This window comes from Burkholderia sp. WP9, assembly GCF_900104795.1.
Lineage (GTDB): Bacteria > Pseudomonadota > Gammaproteobacteria > Burkholderiales > Burkholderiaceae > Paraburkholderia.
Genome location: NZ_FNTG01000002.1, coordinates 1,641,461 through 1,661,725 on the forward strand (window position 1 = coordinate 1,641,461; position 20,265 = coordinate 1,661,725).

At 63.8% G+C, this 20,265-nt stretch carries 14 protein-coding genes; 6 read left to right on the forward strand and 8 right to left on the reverse strand.

Features of this window, described 5'->3' with window-relative positions; genetic code table 11:
- Nucleotides 1-41 precede the first annotated feature (41 nt).
- The 4 genes from glgX (at nucleotide 42) to treY (ending at nucleotide 9,380) form a co-directional block, all read left to right on the forward strand.
- Nucleotides 42-2,261 (forward strand): glycogen debranching protein GlgX, encoded by a 2,220-nt coding sequence (gene glgX / locus BLW71_RS28550; RefSeq protein WP_091804820.1) that lies wholly within the window; start codon nucleotides 42-44, stop codon nucleotides 2,259-2,261.
- Between the two features lie 134 nt (nucleotides 2,262-2,395).
- Entirely contained in the window at nucleotides 2,396-4,318 is a 1,923-nt protein-coding gene (gene treZ, locus BLW71_RS28555) for a malto-oligosyltrehalose trehalohydrolase (RefSeq protein WP_091804823.1), read from the forward strand.
- On the forward strand, nucleotides 4,315-6,525 hold the full coding sequence (malQ, locus tag BLW71_RS28560) for a 4-alpha-glucanotransferase (protein ID WP_091804826.1): 2,211 nt from the start codon (nucleotides 4,315-4,317) through the stop codon (nucleotides 6,523-6,525). Before treZ ends, malQ begins: the two co-directional genes overlap by 4 nt.
- Nucleotides 6,522-9,380, forward strand: coding sequence for a malto-oligosyltrehalose synthase (gene treY, locus BLW71_RS28565; protein ID WP_091804829.1), 2,859 nt, complete (start codon nucleotides 6,522-6,524; stop codon nucleotides 9,378-9,380). The genes malQ and treY overlap by 4 nt, the downstream gene beginning before the upstream one ends.
- 120 nt (nucleotides 9,381-9,500) lie before the next feature.
- On the opposite strand, the gene BLW71_RS28570 is transcribed toward treY, so the two are convergent.
- The 3 genes from BLW71_RS28570 to BLW71_RS28580 form a co-directional block, all read right to left on the reverse strand.
- A complete protein-coding gene (locus BLW71_RS28570) occupies nucleotides 9,501-10,223 on the reverse strand; it encodes a sulfite exporter TauE/SafE family protein (RefSeq protein WP_091804832.1) in 723 nt (240 codons plus the stop codon).
- Nucleotides 10,224-10,324: 101 nt separating this feature from the next.
- A complete protein-coding gene (locus BLW71_RS28575; RefSeq protein WP_091809002.1) occupies nucleotides 10,325-11,668 on the reverse strand; it encodes a hemolysin family protein in 1,344 nt (447 codons plus the stop codon).
- A gap of 92 nt (nucleotides 11,669-11,760) precedes the next feature.
- Nucleotides 11,761-12,567 (reverse strand): sensor histidine kinase, encoded by an 807-nt coding sequence (locus tag BLW71_RS28580; protein WP_091804836.1) that lies wholly within the window; start codon nucleotides 12,565-12,567, stop codon nucleotides 11,761-11,763.
- A gap of 186 nt (nucleotides 12,568-12,753) precedes the next feature.
- Here BLW71_RS28580 and BLW71_RS28585 point away from each other — a divergent pair, with 186 nt between their 5' ends.
- Together BLW71_RS28585 and BLW71_RS28590 are read left to right on the forward strand one after the other, a co-directional pair.
- Nucleotides 12,754-13,095 carry an FKBP-type peptidyl-prolyl cis-trans isomerase gene (locus BLW71_RS28585; RefSeq protein ID WP_027803023.1) on the forward strand — a complete coding sequence of 114 codons (342 nt, stop codon included), beginning with the start codon at nucleotides 12,754-12,756 and terminating at the stop codon, nucleotides 13,093-13,095.
- 39 nt (nucleotides 13,096-13,134) lie between these two features.
- Nucleotides 13,135-13,914 carry an AraC family transcriptional regulator gene (locus BLW71_RS28590; protein WP_091804839.1) on the forward strand — a complete coding sequence of 260 codons (780 nt, stop codon included), beginning with the start codon at nucleotides 13,135-13,137 and terminating at the stop codon, nucleotides 13,912-13,914.
- 295 nt (nucleotides 13,915-14,209) lie between these two features.
- Here BLW71_RS28590 and BLW71_RS28595 read toward each other — a convergent pair whose 3' ends face one another.
- The 5 genes from BLW71_RS28595 to folC form a co-directional block, all read right to left on the reverse strand.
- Entirely contained in the window at nucleotides 14,210-15,400 is a 1,191-nt protein-coding gene (locus BLW71_RS28595; protein WP_091809005.1) for an O-succinylhomoserine sulfhydrylase, read from the reverse strand.
- A 308-nt stretch (nucleotides 15,401-15,708) separates the two neighbouring features.
- Nucleotides 15,709-17,259, reverse strand: coding sequence for an amidophosphoribosyltransferase (purF, locus tag BLW71_RS28600; protein WP_091804841.1), 1,551 nt, complete (start codon nucleotides 17,257-17,259; stop codon nucleotides 15,709-15,711).
- Between the two features lie 163 nt (nucleotides 17,260-17,422).
- Nucleotides 17,423-17,917: a CvpA family protein gene (locus BLW71_RS28605; protein ID WP_035561040.1), complete on the reverse strand. Its 495-nt coding sequence runs from the start codon at nucleotides 17,915-17,917 to the stop codon at nucleotides 17,423-17,425.
- Nucleotides 17,918-17,924: 7 nt separating this feature from the next.
- Nucleotides 17,925-18,854: an SPOR domain-containing protein gene (locus BLW71_RS28610; RefSeq protein WP_091804844.1), complete on the reverse strand. Its 930-nt coding sequence runs from the start codon at nucleotides 18,852-18,854 to the stop codon at nucleotides 17,925-17,927.
- 29 nt (nucleotides 18,855-18,883) lie between these two features.
- A complete protein-coding gene (gene folC / locus BLW71_RS28615) occupies nucleotides 18,884-20,194 on the reverse strand; it encodes a bifunctional tetrahydrofolate synthase/dihydrofolate synthase (protein WP_091804848.1) in 1,311 nt (436 codons plus the stop codon).
- Nucleotides 20,195-20,265: the final 71 nt, after the last annotated feature.

A 20,265-nucleotide genomic window follows, 5' to 3' on the forward strand; every position in this document is an offset into this window, starting at 1 on the left:
ACCCACGATAGCGTTCAACAATCAGAACAGGAAGGGGAATCATGTCGCATGCAATGCCCGACCGGCTTCTGCCCGGCTCGCCCTATCCGCTCGGCGCCAGTTGGGATGGCCTCGGCGTCAACTTTGCGGTGTTCTCCGCGAACGCGCAAAAAATCGAGCTTTGTTTGTTTGATCCCACCGGCCGCAAGGAAATCCGCCGTTACACGCTGCCCGAATGCACCGACGAAGTCTGGCACGGCTATCTGCCTAACGCGCATCCGGGCACCGCTTACGGGTTTCGCGCGCACGGGCCGTATCAGCCGCAACATGGGCATCGCTTCAATCCGCACAAGCTGCTGCTCGATCCGTACGCGCGCAAGCTGGTGGGACAGTTTCGCTGGTCGGATGCGCTGTTCGGCTACCGGGTGCATTCGAATCGCGCGGACCTTTCCATCGACCGGCGCGACTCGGCGCCGGCCATGCCAAAGTGCGTGGTGATCGACGAGGCATTCGACTGGTCGCACGACAAGCGCCCGAATGTGCCTTGGGGCGAAACCATCGTCTACGAGACGCATGTGCGTGGTGCGTCCATGTTGCGTGCGGATTTGCGCCAGCACGAACGCGGCACGTTCGCGGCGCTGGCTTCGCCGGAGTTCATCGACCATCTGCTGAAACTCGGCGTGACCGCGGTCGAATTGCTGCCCGTGCATGCGTTTCTCAACGACCGCTTTCTGGTGGAGCGCGGCCTGCGCAATTACTGGGGTTACAACACGGCGGCGTTTTTTGCGCCCGAACCGTCCTACCTCAGCACGCACCGGCTCGACGAAATGCGCATTGCCGTGCGCCAGTTGCACGCGGCCGGCATCGAAGTCATTCTCGACGTGGTCTACAACCACACCTGCGAAGGCAACGAGATGGGCCCGACCGTCTCGTGGCGCGGCCTCGATAACGCCAGCTACTACCGGTTGATTCCCGGCGACGAACGTCACCATATTAACGACACCGGATGCGGCAATACCGTGAACTTGCCGCATCCGCGTGTGTTGCAAATGGTGATGGATTCGCTGCGTTACTGGTCGACGGCATTCAATATCGACGGCTTCCGTTTCGATCTCGGCGTCACGCTCGGCCGCGAGCAACACGGCTTCGATCCGGGCTCCGGCTTCTTCGACGCGTTGCGCCAGGACCCGATCCTGTCGCAACGCAAGCTGATTTCCGAGCCTTGGGATATCGGGCCGGGCGGTTATCAGCTGGGTAATCATCCGCCGGGCTTCGGCGAATGGAACGATCGGTTCCGCGACACCGTGCGCCGTTTCTGGCGCGGCGACGCCGGCTTGCGGCCCGATCTCGCCGCACGGCTGACCGGCTCGGCCGATCTGTTCAACCGCCGCTTCAGAAAGCCGTGGGCGTCGGTCAATTTTGTCACGTCGCATGACGGATTTACGTTAGCCGACGTCACCGCTTACGAGCAGAAGCACAACGAAGCCAATCGCGAAGACAACAACGACGGCCACAACGAGAATTGCAGCCGCAACTGGGGCGCCGAAGGCCCGAGCGACGACCCGGCGATTCTCGCCACCCGCAAACGCGTGGCCCGCTCGCTGATCGCCACGCTGTTGATGGCGCTCGGCACGCCAATGGTGCTGGCCGGCGACGAATCGCTGCGCACGCAGAACGGCAACAACAACGCGTATTGCCAGGATAACGAAATATCGTGGATCGACTGGGAACGCGCGGAGTCGCCAGACGGACGCCAGATGAGCGCGTTCGTCGCGCGCGTGATCGCACTGCGCAAGCACCATCCGCTGCTGCGTGAAACGCGATTTCTGTTCGGCGATCGTGAAGTGTTGCCGGGCCTGTTCGATGTGGGCTGGTTCGACGAACGCGGCGATCCGCTCACCATTGAAGCCTGGCAGGACCCCGAAGGCCGCGCGTTCACACTGCGTCGCGCAGGGCCGGGCTTAAACGGCGAAACAGAAGTATTGTTGATGATGCTCAACGCCAACGAGAAAACACTGCGGTTTACGCCTCCCGCACCGCATCTGGAATGGCACGTGCTGTTAGACACTGCTGAACCGGAGAGCGCGCCGCATCGGCTGGCGGTTTCAGAGGTCGAAGTGGCCGCGCATAGCCTCGTGATGCTGGCCGCGCAGCCGGTGGGCGAAGCCGACTGGCAGGCAGGCTGGAAACCCGGCCCGCAACATGGGCCGCGGCTCCTCACGGCGCTTCCGCCCGATCCGGGTGCGCATCCGCCCAGTAGCGATCCGTCGCCGACCACTTAGGCGGCAGGCAGCGGCGGCGAAGCACGGCGAGGCACGGCAACATGCAGGGCGGCCGCTTCATGGTGCGTCAGATATCGCGGCGCGATCGACGCGTCACAACGCGGCTCGAAAGTAAAACTGAATGGTGACGAATCATGTCCGAAAGTCCGATTGATCCCCACGCGCATCATCACGCGCATTGTCTGCCGTTTGGCGCGCAACTCATCGGCGCGGCGGGTACGAAGCCGCGCACGCGGTTTCGCTTCTGGGCGCCTTCCTGCAAGCAGGTTCAGGTGGAAATCGAGAACGGACCCGCCCAAGGCGCGCACGACATGACGCCCGCCGGCAATGGCTGGTTCGAAGCAAGCGTCGATAGCGGCGCGGGCACGCTGTACCGCTTCCGGCCGGACGGTGAACATGCGGTGCCCGATCCGGCATCGCGCTTTCAGCCGCAAGACGTGCATGGACCGAGCGAAGTCATCGATCCACGCGCGTACCGTTGGGAACAAACGGGCTGGCACGGCCGGCCTTGGGAAGAAACGGTGCTGTACGAGTTGCACGTTGGCGCCATGGGCGGCTATGCGGGCGTGCAGAAGCGCTTGCCTGCGCTCGCCGCGCTCGGTGTCACCGCCATCGAACTGATGCCGCTGAACGACTTTCCCGGCAAGCACAATTGGGGCTATGACGGCGTGCTGCCGTATGCGCCTGATTCCGCCTACGGCCGCCCGGAAGAGTTGAAAGCGCTGATAGACACGGCACACGGGCTCGGCCTGATGGTGTTCCTCGACGTGGTCTACAACCACTTCGGACCGGATGGCAATTATTTGCACCAGTACGCCCGCTCGTTTTTCCGCGAAGGCACACACACGCCGTGGGGCCCGGCGATCGATTTCGAGCGCAGTGAAGTGAGCGATTTTTTCGCGGATAACGCCGTGTACTGGATCAACGAATATCGCATCGACGGTCTGCGTTTCGACGCGGTGCACGCCATCGACAACCATGCATGGCTGCGTGAATTGTCCGATCATATCCGCGCCAAAGTGCAGCACGGCCGGCATGTGCATCTGGTGCTGGAAAACGAGCACAACAGCGCGAGCCTGCTGGAAACGCATTTCGACGCGCAGTGGAACGACGACGCGCACAACACCTTGCACGTTCTGCTGACCGCCGAAACGGAAGGCTACTACCACGCATATGAGGACCAGCCTATCCGCCGCCTCGCGCGCGTACTGTCGGAAGGCTTTGCCTATCAGGGCGACGCGTCGCCGATTCATGACGGCAAGCCGCGCGGCGAAGCGAGCGGACATTTACCGCCCACGTCTTTCGTGATGTTCCTGCAGAACCACGATCAGATCGGCAACCGCGCGTTCGGCGAGCGCTTGCGCAAACTGACCTCGGACGAAGCGTTGCGCGCCGCCACCGCCCTGCTCCTGCTGTCGCCGCAAATCCCGCTGCTATTCATGGACGAGGAATACGGATCGACGCGACCCTTCCTGTTTTTCACCGACTACACGGGCGATCTCGCCGACGCGGTCCGCGAAGGACGGCGCCGTGAATTCGCGCGCTTTTCGTCGTTCAGCGACGAGAAGCGGCGCGCCCAGATTCCCGACCCGAACGACGTAAAGACGTTCGCGGCATCGTCGCCGCCCGCGCCGGATGAAGCGACACAGTACAGCGAAGACGAAGCGAGAGACCGGCTCGACTGGATGCACTTCTACAAATCCGCGTTGACGGTGCGCGCCAAACTGATCACACCGCGCCTGAAACACAGCAAGGCGTGCGGCGTGACTGTGCTGACCGCCGCGAACGGCGGCGATGCCAATGCGCTCGTCGCCCGCTGGAAACTCGCCGACGGCGAGACGTTGTCGATTGCGCTGAACCTCTCGAAAGAGAATGTCGCGTTGGCCGAGGCGCCAGCCGGCAAAGTCATTTTCGAAACGCCGCCGCGCGTGCGCGAACAGGTCGATGTGAAGGTCTTGCCGGCATACGCGTTCGTCGCATGGCTGACCGGCGACGTCAGCGACTATGCGATCCACCACGACGCGCGCATTGCGGGTCAACAGGAGCGCCACGCGTGACAACCCGACGCCATCACGACACTGTCGTCACTCTCGCCTCGCGCGCCGGCTTCGAGGTGGAGTGGCAGGACGCGCACCATACGACGCAACATGTGCCCGAGACCACGCTCGCCGTGCTGCTCGAGCGGATGGGTCTGCCGTGCGGCAACGCTACGCAAATCCGCCAAAGTTCGGCTGCTCTGGAGGCCGAACTTTCGGGCCGCAAACTCCCGCCACTGATGACCGCGGAAGTCGGGCGCGGCATCGCCCTGCCCGCCGCGGCGATCAAGTCGGGCAGCCATTATCGGATCGAACTCGAAAGCGGCTCGATCATCGACGGCCGGTTCACGGCGCCCAAAGGCGAGGAAGCCTTGCTTGCACCGATCGACGAACCCGGCTATCACACGCTCGTGATCAACGAGCAACGGGTGACGCTCGCCGTCGCGCCGCCGCGCTGCTACACCGTCGCCGACGCCTGGCGCACGCTGCACGATCATGACGCCGGCGACGACACGCCCGCGCCGCCGCTGTGGGGCATCGCCGCACAGTTGTACGGCTTGCGCCGGATCGGCGACGGCGGCATCGGCGATTATTCCGCGCTCGCGCAGCTCGCCGTTGAAAGCGCGAAGCGTGGCGCGCACGCGCTCGCCGTCAGCCCGACTCACGCCATGTTCAGCGCGGAGCCGAACCGCTTCAGTCCATACTCGCCGTCGTCGCGTTTGTGGTTGAACGTCACGCATATCGACGCCGCCGCCGTGTTCGGCGCGAATGCGGTTCACGCCGCGCTCGAAGCCGCGCAGGCCACCGACACCTGGTCGAAACTCGAAGACCTGCCGTTGATCGACTGGCCGAACGCGGTCGTGTTGAAACTGAAGGTCTTGCGCGCGCTGTACGAGCAATTCTGCGCGAACGATCGCGCGCAGAACACGGCGCGCGCGCTGGAATTTCACGGCTTCTGCGAACGCGCCGGACGCGCGCTTGAAGATCACGCACGCTTCGAAGCACTGCAGGCAGCGCAGTTGTCGCAGGAAGGCGGCAATGGACATTGGCGTAACTGGCCCGAGGCGTTGCGCGATCCGCGCAGCCCGGAAGTCGAAGCCTTCGCCGAGGCCCATCGTCACGAGGTCGATTTCCATCTATTTCTGCAATGGCTTGCCGCCAAGGGCTTGTCGCACGCGCAGCATGCGGCGCGCGATGCCGGCATGTCCGTCGGACTAATCGCCGATCTCGCAGTCGGCTGCGATAGCGCAGGCAGTCACGCGTGGTCCTACCGTGACGACATGCTGCAAGGCGTATCGGTCGGCGCACCGCCGGATCTGTTCAACCAGGCCGGCCAGGCATGGGGGCTCACTACGTTCTCCCCGCGTGCCATGCGCATGCAGGGCTTCTCCGCCTTTATCGACATGCTGCGCGCGGCCTTCGCGCATGCCGGCGGCATCCGCATCGATCATATTCTCGGCTTGCGGCGGCTATGGCTCGTGCCGGAAGGCGAAAGCGCGCGTAACGGCGCCTATCTGCGCTATCCGCTCGAAGACTTGCTGCGTCTGATCGCACTCGAATCGTGGCGGCATCGCTCCATCGTGATTGGTGAAGACCTCGGCACCGTGCCACCCGGTTTTCGCGAGCGGCTCGAAGAGCACGGCATCGCCGGCATTCGTGTGCTGTGGTTCGAGAGCGCGCACGACGGCAAAGGGTTCAAGCCGCCCGCCGCCTGGGACCGCAATGCAGTCGGCACGACGACCACACATGATTTGCCGACCGTCGCCGGCTGGTGGCGCGGCAGCGACATTACATGGCGCAACAAGATCGGCCAGACGATGGCGCGCGCCGACGGCCGCGATCCCGAGGAAGCCGCCCAGGAAGAGCGCGCGAAAGACCGTGCATTGTTGTGGCGCGCGTTCCAGCAGGCCGGCGTGGCCGCGCACCACGTCTTTGCGCCGCCGCCCGACAACGCGCCGGTGGACGAAGCGCTCGCCTTCGTCGCCGCAACGCCCGGCCCGCTGGTGACATTCCCGCTCGAAGATCTGCTCGCGCAGGTCGAGCAGCCGAACCTGCCCGGCTCGATCGACGAGCATCCGAACTGGCGGCGCCGCGTCGCCTTGCCGGTCAATGAACTGTTCGAGAACGACGCCTTCTGCGACCGCCTGCTCGCGGTCGATCGCGAGCGCCGCGCCGCCACTGCCTCTGTTCCTTCTTCCAACGCTTCTTCGGAGCCTGATACGCCATGACCGTCCCGCGCTCCACGCTTCGCCTCCAGTTCCATCGAGGCTTTACCTTCGACGATGCCGCGAAGCACGTCGAGTACTTCGCCGCGCTCGGCATCAGCCACGTGTACGCGTCGCCCATCACCACGGCCGAACCGGGTTCCATGCATGGCTACGACACCGTCGACTACACCCAGGTCAGCGCCGAATGCGGCGGCGAGGCGGGCCTGAAACGCCTCGTCGACAAATTGCGCGCGCATGACATGGGGCTGATCATCGACACGGTGCCGAACCATATGGGCGTTGGCGGCTCCAGCAACGCATGGTGGCTCGATATCCTCGAATGGGGGCGTCACAGCGCTTATGCGCGTCACTTCGACGTGGACTGGCATTCGCCCGATCCGGCGTTGCGCGGCAAGGTGCTGCTGCCCACGCTCGGTGCGTCGTACGGCGAGGAACTGGCGGCTGGCCGCATTGCGCTGCATTTCGCCGCCGACCTGGGGCGTTTTTATATCGGCTACGGACCGCACGTGTTTCCGGTGTGTCCGACCGACTACGCCTCGGTCCTGCAAAGCGCCGACCGCTCCGATCTCAACGCGCTCGCCGAGCGTTTCCACGGACTGACGACCCAGCCCACCGATCATCCGCGCGCAGCTGAAGGCCGCGACATGCTGCGCGAATTCGTCGCGCAGAACGGCGGCACGGCGATCGAGTTCGCACTCGAAACGTATTCATCGGGCGACCCGGTGACGCGTGACCGCCTGCATCGACTGATCGAGCGGCAGCACTTCCGCCTTGCGTGGTGGCGCACCGCGTCCGACGAAGTGAACTGGCGGCGTTTCTTCGACATCTCGACGCTCGCCGGTGTGCGCGTGGAACGGCCCGAAGTGTTCGAGGCCGTGCATGCGCTGCCTTTCCGCCTGTATCAGGAAGGCGTGGTGGACGGCTTGCGGATCGACCATGTCGACGGCCTCGCGGAGCCGCGTGAATACTGTCAGCGTTTGCGGCAGCGCCTCACTGAACTGCGCGACACCGCGCCATATGTGGTGGTCGAAAAGATTCTCGGACGTGGCGAACCGCTGCGCGACGATTGGCCGGTGGACGGCACGACCGGCTATGACTTCATGAACGACGTGGGTGCGCTGCTGCACGATCCTGCCGGCGCCGAGCCGCTCGCGCAAACGTGGGCCGAACTGACTGGCCGCAGCCCGCGTTTCGCCGACGAAGCCCTCGCCGCGCGCCGCAAGATACTCGCGGAAAACCTCTCGGCAGAACTGGACCGCGCGGCGCGTGCCTTGCATCGCATTGCACGCGATTCGCTGACCACGCGCGATTTCACCTTTACCACGCTGCGGCGTGTGCTGACTGAGCTGGTCGTGCACTTTCCGGTGTATCGAATCTATCCGCAGAACGGTCTGCGCAGCACGGCGGATAACGTCTATTTCGAGCAGGCCTTGGAGGGCGCGCGACGCTCGCTTGCGCGCGCGGACCATGTCGCACTCGAACGCGTGAATGCGTGGCTTGGCGGCAGCGCCGAAGAAGCGCCGGCCGGACGAAGCGGCGCGCCGCAGCAGCAAAGCCCGAACGGCGCGCCGCCCAGTCATGCCGGTTCCGCGCGGCGCACCGCGCAGACGCTGTTTTCGCAGTTGACCGCGCCGGTTGCCGCGAAGGCGGTGGAAGACACGGCGTGCTATCGCTATGGCCGGTTGCTGTCGCGCAATGAAGTCGGTGCGGACCCGGGCGAGTTCTCGTTGTCGGTCGAACAGTTTCATGCGTCGAATCTGGAGCGATCCCAGCGCTTCCCACACGCCATGCTCGCGACCGCTACCCACGATCACAAACGTGGCGAAGACGTGCGCGCGCGGATCGCTGTCTTGAGTGAGATCGCGCAAGACTGGAGCGCGACGCTGCGTGCGTGGTCCACGCTGAATGCGCCGCATCGTCGTGCGCTCGACGGCAAGCCCGTCAGCAGCGTCGGCCAGGACACGAGCTACGACTGGGCGCCCGGCCCCGCCGCCGAAGCGATGCTGTATCAAACGCTGGTGGGTTGCTGGCCGCCCGACCTGCGACCGGACGACGAAGCCGGCGTGAAGGAACTGGCCGAACGCGTCGCGCAGTGGCAATTGAAGGCGTTGCGCGAAGCCAAGCTGCAAACCAACTGGCTCGCCCCGGACGAAGCCTACGAAGCTGCCTGCCGTGAGTTCCTGTTCGACATCCTGGCGCCGCAGCGGCGTGACGGATTCCTGAAGGAATTGTCCGCGTTCGTCGAGCGAATCGGCCGCGCCGGTGCGCTCAATAGCTTGCAGCAGTCGGTGTTGCGGTTGGCGTCGCCTGGGATTCCCGATCTTTATCAGGGCACCGAGTTGTGGGATTTCAGTCTGGTCGATCCGGACAATCGGCGGCCTGTCGATTTCGCCAAACGCGAGGCATGGCTCGCGCAAACGCCACCGTCCGAATTCCTGTCGAGTTGGCATGACGGACGCGTAAAACTCGCGGTGGTGCAGCGCGTGCTGGCATTGCGGGCGCATTTGCCCGAGTTGCTGAGCCACAGCGAATATCTGCCGCTTGCCGTGCGCGGCAAGCACGCGTCGAATGTGATCGCGTTTGCGCGTCGCCATGGCAATGCGTGGGCCGTGGTGGTGGCGAGCCGGCTCGCCGCCGGTTTGCTCGGCGAGGAAGGCAATTTGCCGATGGTCGATCCCGCGAAATGGGAGGACACGGCGGTAGAGATGCCGCCCGATCTGTCCGCGAGAGCGCTGTTCGATTGGCTAAGCCCCGCAGCGCCCAAGGTCGATGAGAACGGATTGTTGTATCTGCGCGATGCATTGGGCGCCATGCCGATCGCGGTTTTGGTGGAGGACGGCGTGCCACGCAGTTGATCCGCGAGATTGGCAGAGCGAAGGAGGTTTGAGCGGACGCGCTCAAACCTCCTTTCTTATGGGTCTTTTATCAGAGGCAGAAGCGCAAGCGGCGTGATTTTCGGAAGCTGTCTGCCGGGCCTAGCGCCCCGCCGCCCAAAGCAGCGACAGCCCCGACGACAGCATCAACCCGTCGACTACCAGTTTGAACGTTGTGGGACTCATCCGAACCACGATTGTCCGCGCGGCAAACGAGCCGGCCATCAACGCAGAGCCGGTAATCAGGCCATCGATCACCACGTGTAAGGGCAAAGCGCCGAAATGATTGAAAACCGCGACTTTGGCGGCATAGACGGTCAGTGAGCCCGCCGCTTCGGTCGCAAGGAAAGCGCCCTTCACGAGACCATAGGACATGAAAACAGGCACCGTGATCGGGCCGGTAGACACGACGATCCCGGTGAGAAAACCCACCGCGCCACCAATCAGGGAAAGCTGCCACAGCGAGAACTTGATGGCGCGCCGTGCGAGCCAGCGCCGCGTGGGCACCATGGCGACAAAGAACAAGCCCAACGCAATTTCGACCGCGTGCGGCGGCAACGCGAGCAGCGTGCGCACGCCCAATGCCGCGCCCGGCACGGCGGTCACACAATAGGCGCCGCACGCACGCCAGTCTATCTCGCGCCACCACGCGAGAACCTTGCCGAAGTTGCCCATGATTGCCGCGATCGCCATGATGGGCACTGCCTGTTGCGGACCGAACAGCATCACGAGGACGGGCATCAGCATCATCGACGAGCCGGTGCCGACCACGCCGCTCAATGTGCCGGCCAGCAATCCGACGCACAGCACCAACAGATATCCCATGTCGCCCCCAATGGTGTGGACGCCAATTCTACCTGCGCGACGCTGCGGCGCGCGCCTTCGGATACCGCCTTTCGCTGAATCACGGGCGGCGCTATTGCGCGTTAACCGCCTTCGTCGTCGAAAGTTTTCGGATAGACGCGCACGAGCACGATACGCGGCCCTTTCATCTTCTTGACCACCACGTCGAAGCGGTCGAACTCGATTCGCTGCCCTTCGGTGGGCAGATCGTTGAGCGCCTGAATGACGAGGCCGCCGACCGATTCGGCCTTGCCTTCGTCGATGTCGATGCCCAACGCACGTTCCAGCGACACCACAGGCAAGCTGCCCTTGCCCATCAAGGTGCCGTCGTCCATGCGGGTCCAGTCGGCGTCGCCCTGACGGAATTCGTCGTGGATCTGGCCGACCAGTGCACCTAGCAGATTGTCGAGTGTCAGAAAACCGATCGGCTTCTCGCGCTTATGGCCGACCAGCGCGAAGTGCGGCGCGCCCTTGCGGAAGCGTCGAAACAGTTCGAGCGCCGGCAAATCCGGCGTGACGTACTGCACCGGGCGCGCGTATTTGGAGAGATCGTCGAGCGTGCTGCCCGCGTGGCGGGCCAACAGCAAGTCCTTCAAATGGATCATGCCGGCCACGCGTTCGCCGGATGCGTCTTCGAACAGCGGATAGCGGCTGAAGCGGTGCCGCGCCACCACCTGCATGTTTTCGCGCAACGGCAGATCACGGCGCAGGCCGATCATCTCGTAGGCCGGACGCATGAGGTCCGACACGGTCATACGCGAAAAGTCCAGCGAGTGCGCGATCGTGTTCCACTCGTCCTGGCTGTAGGCGCCGTCCGGCGAACCCAACTCCGTCGCGACGTTGGCGCGACGGCCGCGCAGGATCAGCTTGAGTTCGTCGGTCGAATAGTGCGAGTCGTGGCCGTGATCGGCGTCGAGCCCGGCCAGTTTGAGCACGGCGTTGGCGCTCGTATTGAGCACCCAGATCGCCGGATACATGGCCCAATAAAAGCCGTACAGCGGCGTGGCGGCCCATAGCGAGACCTTCTCCGCCTCGCGAATCGCCAGCGACTTCGGCGCGAGTTCGCCCACCACGATGTGCAGGAACGAAATGCACGAGAACGCGAAGAAGAGCGAGATGCCGTGGATCAGTTTCTCCGATTCGACGCCGAGAAGGCTGAAAACCGGCGTGAGCAATTCCGCGAACGCGGGCTCGCCGATCCAGCCAAGCCCGAGTGACGCCAGCGTGATGCCGAGCTGACATGCGGAGAGGTAAGCGTCGAGGCGTCCGTGCACTTTGCCCAGCAGACGTCCGCGCATGCCGTGTTTGGTGGCAAGGCTTTGCACGCGCGTCTGCCGCAGTTTGACGAGTCCGAATTCAGCGGCAACAAAGAAACCGTTGAGGGCGACGAGAAACAACGCACCGATAAGGGCGACAACCTGGATCAAAGCGAAAGGCTCCGGCAACAAAAGTTGTCAGTATAGAGGGTGAAAGCTCGGTGAAAACTTTTCGCGCGGAGCACGCAGCTATGTCGAACCGCTCATTTCGCAGCCGTTGCGTGCAGCGGGACGCGCAGCGCGAGCGTGGCCGTGGTGCCGTCGGTCGCGTCGCCTTGCTCGAAACTGCCGCCGTGCGCTTCCGCAATGCGCTTGCACAGCGCGAGCACCCACGCGATCCGCTTCGCTTCGCGCGGCTCGCGCGCCTGCTTGCGGGCAAACGCTTCGAGGACATGCGGCAAGGAGGGATCTTCCAACGCGGCGCTGTTGGTTTCGTAGGCGACGCTAGCGTGCCATGCGCTCGTATCCGCTTTCGTGACCAGCGTGACCGTGGCGCCTTCCGCGCTCGTTTCGACCGCGAACGTGATCATTAGCCATAGCGCAGCCGCGAGGCGCTCGCGGTCGCCATTGAGCTGCTGGGTGGCAAGTTGCGAATCGACCGTGACTTCCACGCCGCGCGCGCGAGCGAGGCCCGAGCGGACTTCTTCGGCCGTCTCATCGAGTAACGGATGCAGGGAAAATGGCGCGTAGGCAAGCGCCAGGGATTTGGTTTCGGCGCGCGTGGCGTCCACGATCGTCTCGAGCAGCTTGACCTGCTGATCCACGCCATTACGAATGCCGGTGACGGCGCGTTGCGCGTTGGGGTCGTTCGCGTCGAGCTTGCGCTCCAGCACGTACGCCCAGCTATGAATGGCATTCAATGGACCACGCAGGTCGTGCGACACCAGTGACAACACATGGTCACGCATGAACAGCGCGGTTTCTGCGCGCAGATGCGCGGTGCGTTCGGAGACGGCGAAGCCGGAAGGCACCAGCTTTGCGCCAGCATTTCCGGTTGAAGACGTTGTCACGATCGAGCCCTCTCAGGCGGTGCATGATGATTGAAAGAAGCCCCATTATAGGCACGCGATCCGGCGCGTTCAGCCTGGCCGGACGACCAGTGTTCACGCAATCCGCGTGCCACGCGGCATTCCTGGGCGACGCGGCGTCAACACGCCTACAATGTCGGTTTTTACGTTTTTGATAAGGAGCGACACATGTCGACTGTGACTACCGAATCCGGTTTGAAGTACGAAGACATCGTTGAAGGCACCGGCGCCGAGGCAGTGGCCGGCAAGACCGTCAGCGTTCACTACACCGGCTGGCTGACCGATGGTCAGAAGTTCGACTCGAGCAAGGACCGCAACGACCCGTTCGCTTTCGTGCTGGGCGGCGGCATGGTCATCAAGGGCTGGGACGAAGGCGTGCAAGGCATGAAGGTCGGCGGCACCCGCAAGCTGACCATCCCGCCGCAACTCGGCTACGGCGTGCGCGGCGCAGGCGGCGTGATTCCGCCGAATGCGACGCTCGTATTCGAAGTCGAACTGCTCGGCGTCTAAGTTTTTTTCGCCGTTCTGTTGCCGCGCACCGTCTCGTCTATGAGTCACCCCGCCGTCACCGCACCTAGCGTTTCATTGCGCCGCTACGGCGCAATCGAAGCGTCGGACGTGCACGATTTTCATCAGGTCGTGCTGGGACTCGACGGCGCGATGGTAATGGCGGTAGACGGCGTCGCGCACCAGATCGACGCCGGCTCCGCGTGGCTCATCCCGGCAGGCGCGCGACACGATTACGCGGGCATCGGCGAGAACCGGCAATTGGTTCTGGACTTGCCGGCGTCGTCGCTCGCCGTGCCGGAACGGCTGTTCGACCGCGCGCGGGCCGTCACGGTGGACGCCTCGCTGACGCAGCTTGTACATCGCATCGCCGCGCACGCCACCGGCGGCACTCAAGGCGACGACCTGGACACACGACGTTTTCATTGGGACGCAGCAGCACGCCTCGGCGCCGCGCTAGTGACAGACGCGGGCACGACGGCGGGCGCCCAGGCGGCCGGCGCCGGTCTCGACTTTGCGCGTATTGACCGCTGGTTGCGCGCGCATTTATCAGAGCCTCTGCGGATCGCCGACCTTGCCGCCCATTGCGGGTTCGGTATGCGGCGCTTTCATCAGCTTTTTATCGAGGCCTTCGGCGAAACGCCGCATCGCTATTTGCAGCGTCTGCGTCTGGATACGTCGCTCACATTGCTCGCCGATCCGCGCCTTTCGTTGACCGATATCGCGTTGGATATCGGCTTCGGCGATCAGAGCGCGTATACGCACGCGTTCACGCGGCGTTTCGGGCTGGCGCCCGGTCAATGGCGCGCGTTGCGCCATTGAGTTTTTAGCGCGGTGGAGTTTGCTGCGGTGGGTTCTGCAGCGTGGCGTCTTAGCGCGCTGGGTCTTCACGCGTGGCGGCGTACCGCGCTGGGTCCTGGCGCGACGAGTTTTACTGTGCTGAGTCTTACAGGGTTGAGTCTTACTGCGCTGAGTCCTACTGCGCTGACTCCTACTGCGTTAAGTCCTACTGCGCTAAGCCTCACCACAACGACTCTCAGCGCGCCTATTCACTGCGCGAGCCGCCCGGCAGAGCGGCCCGCTTGTCCCGCATCGAGCTTTACGCTCACATCTTCGTTCAACCCGCCAGACCGCGCTCCAGATCGCCCCGGATATCGCCGGCGTTTTCCAGACCGACCGCCAGACGGATCAAACCTTCGCTGATACCGGCCGCCGCGCGCGCTTCCGGCGTCACACGACCGTGCGTGGTCGTCGCCGGATGCGTGATGGTGGTACGCGTATCGCCGAGGTTGCCGGTGATCGAGCAGATCTTCGTGTTGTCGATCACTCGCCATGCATTCGCGCGCATCTGCTCGGGCGTGTCGCCCTTCAGTTCGAACGACAGGATCGCGCCGCCCGCCTTCTGCTGCCGCATGGCCAGCGCGTGCTGCGGATGCGATTCCAGCCCCGGATAGAACACACGATTCACAGCCGGATGCGTCTCCAGCCAGCGCGCAATTTCGAGTGCATTCGCCGACTGCTTTTCAACGCGCAGCGACAGCGTTTCCATGCCTTTGAGCAGCACCCACGCGTTGAACGCGGAGAGCGTCGGCCCGGCGCTACGCACGAACGGAAACACCTTTTCCATGATGAACTGCTTCGAGCCGACCAGCGCGCCGCCCAGCACGCGACCCTGACCGTCGAGGAACTTGGTGGCCGAATGCATCACGACGTCCGCGCCGAGTTTCAGCGGCTGTTGCAAGGCCGGGCTGCAGAAGCAGTTATCGACCACGAAAATCGCGTTCGACGCCTTGGCGATCTTGCTGATCGCTTCGATGTCGGCGACTTCGGTCAGCGGATTCGACGGCGTTTCGAGGAAGAACATCTTCGTCTCCGGGCGCACGGCGTTCTTCCATGCGTCCAGATCGGTCGGATCGACGAACGTTGTCGTGATGCCGAACTTGCTGAAGATCTGCGAGAACATGCCGAGCGTCGAGCCGAACAGCGCCTGCGAACTCACCAGATGGTCGCCTGCCTGCAACGCCGACATCACCACGGACATGATCGCGGCCATGCCCGACGCCGTCGCCATGCAGGCTTCGCCGCCTTCGAGCGCGGCCAGGCGATCCTGGAACATCGAGACGGTCGGATTCGTGAAGCGCGAATAGGTGTAGTTGTCTTCGGAATTCTTGAATTTTTCGGCGGCGTCCGCGGCACTCGCGAATACGAAGCTCGAGGTCAGGAAAATCGCTTCCGAATGTTCGTTGAAGTCGCTGCGCACCGTGCCCGAGCGGACTGCCAGCGTATCGAAGTTCAGGGAGTCGTCCATGTTGGTTCTGGTTTCCAATGTTCCATGGCTGCGTTCGGCGCGTGCGTCCCACGTACGGGAGACGCTCGTGCTGCCGAACGGCAGCGACAAAAAAGCCCGCTTTTGCGTCGGCATAAGCGGGCTTCATGTGCGGGGGATAGCTGGAGCGGAGGTAGATGAATGCGGCTTGTCCACCATTCGCTTTAGCTGTTTCGGGTTGCCCCGCGTCCGCAAGCTGAGTTCAAATCGACGCAAGCCATCATGCTAACACGCTCGCGGCGTGGCGTGCAGCGCGTGCCACGCCGCGAGCGGCATCGTTCAGTCCGCGCTCAACCCACCGACAGTTGCAGATGCAGTTGCGAACGGGCCGGCGCGCCGCCGTCGATCGCTTCGCTCGCGGCGTCGCGATCCGACTGCGACGACGGCGCGAGACGCGCGGTCTCGATGCGGTCGAGGTACTCGGTAGTGACGTCGCCGGTCACGTAGTTGCCGTCGAAACACGACGCTTCGAATTCCTTCAGTGCCGGGTTGATGTCGCGCACTGCCTGCTTCAACGCATCGACGTCCTGATAAACGAGATGGTCCGCGCCGATCATGCGCGCGACTTCGTCGTCCGAGCGGCCGTGGGCGACCAGTTCGCCGCGCGTGGGCATGTCGATGCCGTAGACGTTCGGGAACTTCACCGGCGGCGCCGCCGAAGCGAAGATCACCTTGTTCGCGCCGGCGTCGCGCGCCATCTGCACGATTTCGTGCGACGTGGTGCCGCGCACGATCGAGTCGTCGACGATCAGCACGTTCTTGCCCTTGAACTCGATGCCCATGGCGTTCAGCTTCTGGCGCACCGACTTCTTGCGCACAGCCTGGCCCGGCATGATGAAGGTACGGCCGACGTAACGGTTCTTGAAGAAGCCTTCACGGTATTCCACGCCCAGCTTCTTCGCGACCTGCATCGCGGCCGGACGGGACGAATCGGGAATCGGCATCACGACGTCGATTGGAACGTCGGGCAGTTCGCGCTTGATCTTCTCGGCGAGGTAGTCGCCCATGCGCAGGCGCACGTTGTAGACCGGCACGCCGTCGAGCACCGAGTCCGGACGCGCGAGATACACGAGTTCGAAAATGCACGGGTTCAGGCTCGGGTTCGTCGCGCATTGCTGCGAGTGCAGATTGCCTTCGATGTCGATGAAAACCGCTTCGCCCGGCGCCACGTCGCGCACGAATTCAAAGCCGATACCTTCGATCGCCACCGATTCCGACGCCAGGATCCACTCGACGCCTTCGGCCGTTTCCTGCTTGCCGAGGCACAGCGGGCGGATGCCGAACGGGTCACGGAAACCCAGCAGGCCGTAGCCCGCGATCAGCGACACGATTGCGTACGAACCGCGCACCCGGCGATGCACGCCCGACACGGCGTTGAACAGCGCGGCCGGATCGAGTTGCAGGCCCGAGCTGGAGAGCTGCAGTTCGTGCGCGAGCACGTTGAGCATCACTTCCGTGTCGGAATTGGTATTGATGTGGCGGCGATCGATGCGGAACATCTCATCTTTCAGCTGCTGCCAGTTGGTCAGATTGCCGTTGTGCGCGAGGATGATGCCGAACGGCGCGTTCACGTAGAACGGCTGGGCTTCTTCTTCGCTCGACGCGGAACCAGCGGTCGGGTAGCGGACCTGGCCGATACCGGTCGTGCCGGGCAGGCTGCGCATGTTGCGCGTGCGGAACACGTCGCGCACCATGCCGTTAGCCTTGTGCATGTGGAAATTGCTGCCGTTCGCTGTCGCGATGCCGGCGGCGTCCTGACCGCGGTGCTGCAGAAGCAGCAGGCTGTCATAGATCAGCTGATTGACCGGAGAGTGGGAAACTACGCCTACGATGCCGCACATGGCATGTCCTTCAAAGGTACGAAATTCGTCATGGCGACCGCTGCCTGCAACGGAGTCCCCGAGGGGACCTGCTTCGGAGCGTATGCAAGTTACGCGACCGAACGTAACGGCAGCCGGTTTGCGCCGGAGTCCTGCTGCGTTTCCCTCATCACTCGCCTGATCGTCACACTCGGACGTAGGCAGCAAGCGTCTCGGGAAGCAGCGGTTTCATTACGTGCACGCCCTCGACCGCATAGGGCCGAAGCAAGGCGTTGCGCCAGAATTCCTGTTGGGGCAGTTCGGTCAAGCCAGCCAGGGCGACCAGAATCAGCACCAGAATGACCCCGCGCACGAGGCCGAACATCAAACCGAGCGAGCGGTCCACGCCGCTCAAGCCGGTTGCCTGCACGATGCGGCTCAAGAGGGCGTTCAGCACGCTCGCCACCAGCACCACACCGATCACCACCAGCGCGAACGCCAGCAGCCACTGGGTCAACGCGCCGCCCGGCCAAGTAGACGGGATAAACGGCACGACGTAACCGACAAAGCGGCAAGCAATGAAAAATGCCGCGATCCAGCCGATCAACCCGAATATCTCGGACAAAAACCCGCGCCATGTGCCGCGCAACGCCGACAAACCGATCACCGCCATTACAGCGTAGTCGAAGGCAGTGAACATCGCCGACTTACTGTGCGGCGCCGCTGTTCGCGCCCGACATCAAGCCGGCCTCGCGAACCTTTGCAATGGCGGCGCTCGCCGCTGCACGGTCGGCGAACGGGCCGGCCCGCAGTAACGTAAGCGTGGAGCCGTCTGCCTGCTTCCGATGTTCGGTATATGTGGGCACACCTGCCGCTTTCAACTTGGCAGCCCAGTTTCGCGCGTTGGCGTCGTTCGCGAACGCGCCGAGTTGCACGGCGAAACGGCTGCCAGCCGGCGAGGCCGGCGTGCCGGAATTCGCGTCCGCGCTGGCGGCCGTGTTCGTGTCGTCGGAACTCGTGGCCTGAGCGGTCGGCGCCGGAACGGTCGCGGCGTTATGCGTAACCGGAGGCTTGGCCGGCTTGGCTGGCGCTGCGGGCGCCGCCGGCGTGGTGTTGGCAGCAACGGACGGCGCCTGCGGTTTCGTCGCCGGCTTGACCGCGGAGGCTGCCGCTGCGCTTGCTTCCGCGCTCGATTGTTTCGTGACGCCAGGTTGGGCTTGCTTGGCTGCTGCCGTGGCCGGCGCGAGACCGGATGCGGCGATTGCTGAGTCTGGCGTGGGATTGTCGGGTGCTACACCGGCCTGCGTGTCTTCCTCGGCTTTGGCGAGCTTCGGCGCGGGACGGCTTGGAATGTCGATGGAGATGTCGTCTGTGACGGGCTTGGGGTGCGAGTCCAGCACCATCGGCAAGATGACGACCGCGGCCACGACCATTGCGATCGCGCCCACCAGGCGGCGACGCGCACGCTGCTTTTCCGGCAACGTAGGGTCGAGCAGCATCGCATCGGCGTCGACGGTGCGCTCCGTGCGGCGGGTTCGCCGCTCCACGCGCTCGCCACGGGCGGCCCGGGTGGAACTGGTATTTGCGCCGCGCCGGTTGGGCGCGTCGTCTTTCTTGCCGAACGAGAAAATTCCCATGAATCGCTTGGTTCGAGCCTGGCGCCCGTTCAGTGTTGCTGCGATTTACGGTAGGCCATGACGCCTGCTACCGTATAGAAACTGCCGAAAACCACGATTCTATCATTCTCTGACGCTCGTTTTAGCGCGTCTTGGAAAGCCTCTGCTGGTGTGGCGTAGCGCGTCACGCTGCTGTCGGCGCCCTCGCCCACGCCCTGCTCGCGCAATGCCGTTTCGAGCTCTTCCGCTGACGCCGCCCGCGGCGTCGGCAAATCGGTCACGCACCAATGGTCGATTTCGCCTTTCAGGTGCGCCAGTACGCCGGCTATGTCCTTGTCGCGCATTGCGCCGAACACCGCGTACGTGTACGGGAAGAAGCCCATGTTCCCGAGGTTTTGCGTCAGCACGGCGGCCGCGTGCGGATTGTGACCGACATCGAGCACAATGGCAGGTTTGCCCGGCAGCACCTGGAAACGCCCGGGCAGTTCTACATTCGCAAGGCCGAGGCGGATGTCCTGGGCCGACACCGGCAAGCGGTCACGCAGCGCTTCGAGACCGGCAAGCGCCGCTGACGTGTTGATCAACTGATTCGCGCCGCGCAGCGCCGGATAGGCCAGCGCCGAACGCCGCATGGTCGGGCCGACGTAGCTCCATTGCTGGCGTTCGCTGCCTGCCTGGCCTTCGTATCGAAAATCGCGGCCGAACAGCCACAATTCCGCGCCGATTTTTTCAGCGTAATCGATCAGCGATTGCGGCGGCACCGGGTCCGCGCAGATCGCCGGCTTGCCCGGCCGGAAAATGCCGGCTTTTTCGAAGGCAATTTTCTCTCGCGTATCGCCAAGATAATCCGTGTGATCGATATCGATGCTGGTGATGATCGCGCAATCCGTATCGAGGATATTGACCGCGTCGAGGCGGCCGCCCAGGCCGACTTCGAAAATCACCGCATCCAGGCCGCGCGAAGCGAACAGGCTCATGATCGCCAGCGTCGTGAATTCGAAGTAGGTGAGCGTGACCGGTTCGGCGAGGCTCAGCCGCGCCGTTTCGACGGCCTCGAAGTGCGGCAGCAGATCCGCGTCGCTGGCCATTTGGCCGTTCACCCGCGCGCGTTCGTTAAACGACAGCAGATGTGGCGACGTGTGGCAGCCGACCGTGAACCCAGCGCGCAGCAGAATGGATTCGAGGATCGCGCACGTGGAACCCTTGCCATTCGTGCCGCCGACCGTGATGACCGGGCACGCGAACGACAATTGCATGGCGTCGCGCACCTGGGTGATGCGGGCCAGACCCATGTCGATGCCGACCGGATGCGCGGATTCGAGGTGCGTGAGCCACGCGTCGAGGGTGGGGAATGTGGTCATCGGGTGAATCGCGAGTGAATCGATTTGGCAGTATTGCGAATGTGCGCCGCGAGCGGTCGGCTGCGGCTGCG

Excerpts from the sequence above, each read along its gene's own strand:
- BLW71_RS28610 (WP_091804844.1), bottom strand. The coding sequence starts at position 18,854 with ATGGGAATTTTCTCGTTCGGCAAGAAAGACGACGCGCCCAACCGGCGC.
- BLW71_RS28595 (WP_091809005.1), bottom strand. The coding sequence starts at position 15,400 with ATGGACGACTCCCTGAACTTCGATACGCTGGCAGTCCGCTCGGGCACG.
- BLW71_RS28585 (WP_027803023.1), top strand. The coding sequence starts at position 12,754 with ATGTCGACTGTGACTACCGAATCCGGTTTGAAGTACGAAGACATCGTT.
- glgX (WP_091804820.1), top strand. The coding sequence starts at position 42 with ATGTCGCATGCAATGCCCGACCGGCTTCTGCCCGGCTCGCCCTATCCG.
- BLW71_RS28590 (WP_091804839.1), top strand. The coding sequence starts at position 13,135 with ATGAGTCACCCCGCCGTCACCGCACCTAGCGTTTCATTGCGCCGCTAC.
- BLW71_RS28605 (WP_035561040.1), bottom strand. The coding sequence starts at position 17,917 with ATGTTCACTGCCTTCGACTACGCTGTAATGGCGGTGATCGGTTTGTCG.
- BLW71_RS28570 (WP_091804832.1), bottom strand. The coding sequence starts at position 10,223 with ATGGGATATCTGTTGGTGCTGTGCGTCGGATTGCTGGCCGGCACATTG.
- treY (WP_091804829.1), top strand. The coding sequence starts at position 6,522 with ATGACCGTCCCGCGCTCCACGCTTCGCCTCCAGTTCCATCGAGGCTTT.
- purF (WP_091804841.1), bottom strand. The coding sequence starts at position 17,259 with ATGTGCGGCATCGTAGGCGTAGTTTCCCACTCTCCGGTCAATCAGCTG.
- folC (WP_091804848.1), bottom strand. The coding sequence starts at position 20,194 with ATGACCACATTCCCCACCCTCGACGCGTGGCTCACGCACCTCGAATCC.
- treZ (WP_091804823.1), top strand. The coding sequence starts at position 2,396 with ATGTCCGAAAGTCCGATTGATCCCCACGCGCATCATCACGCGCATTGT.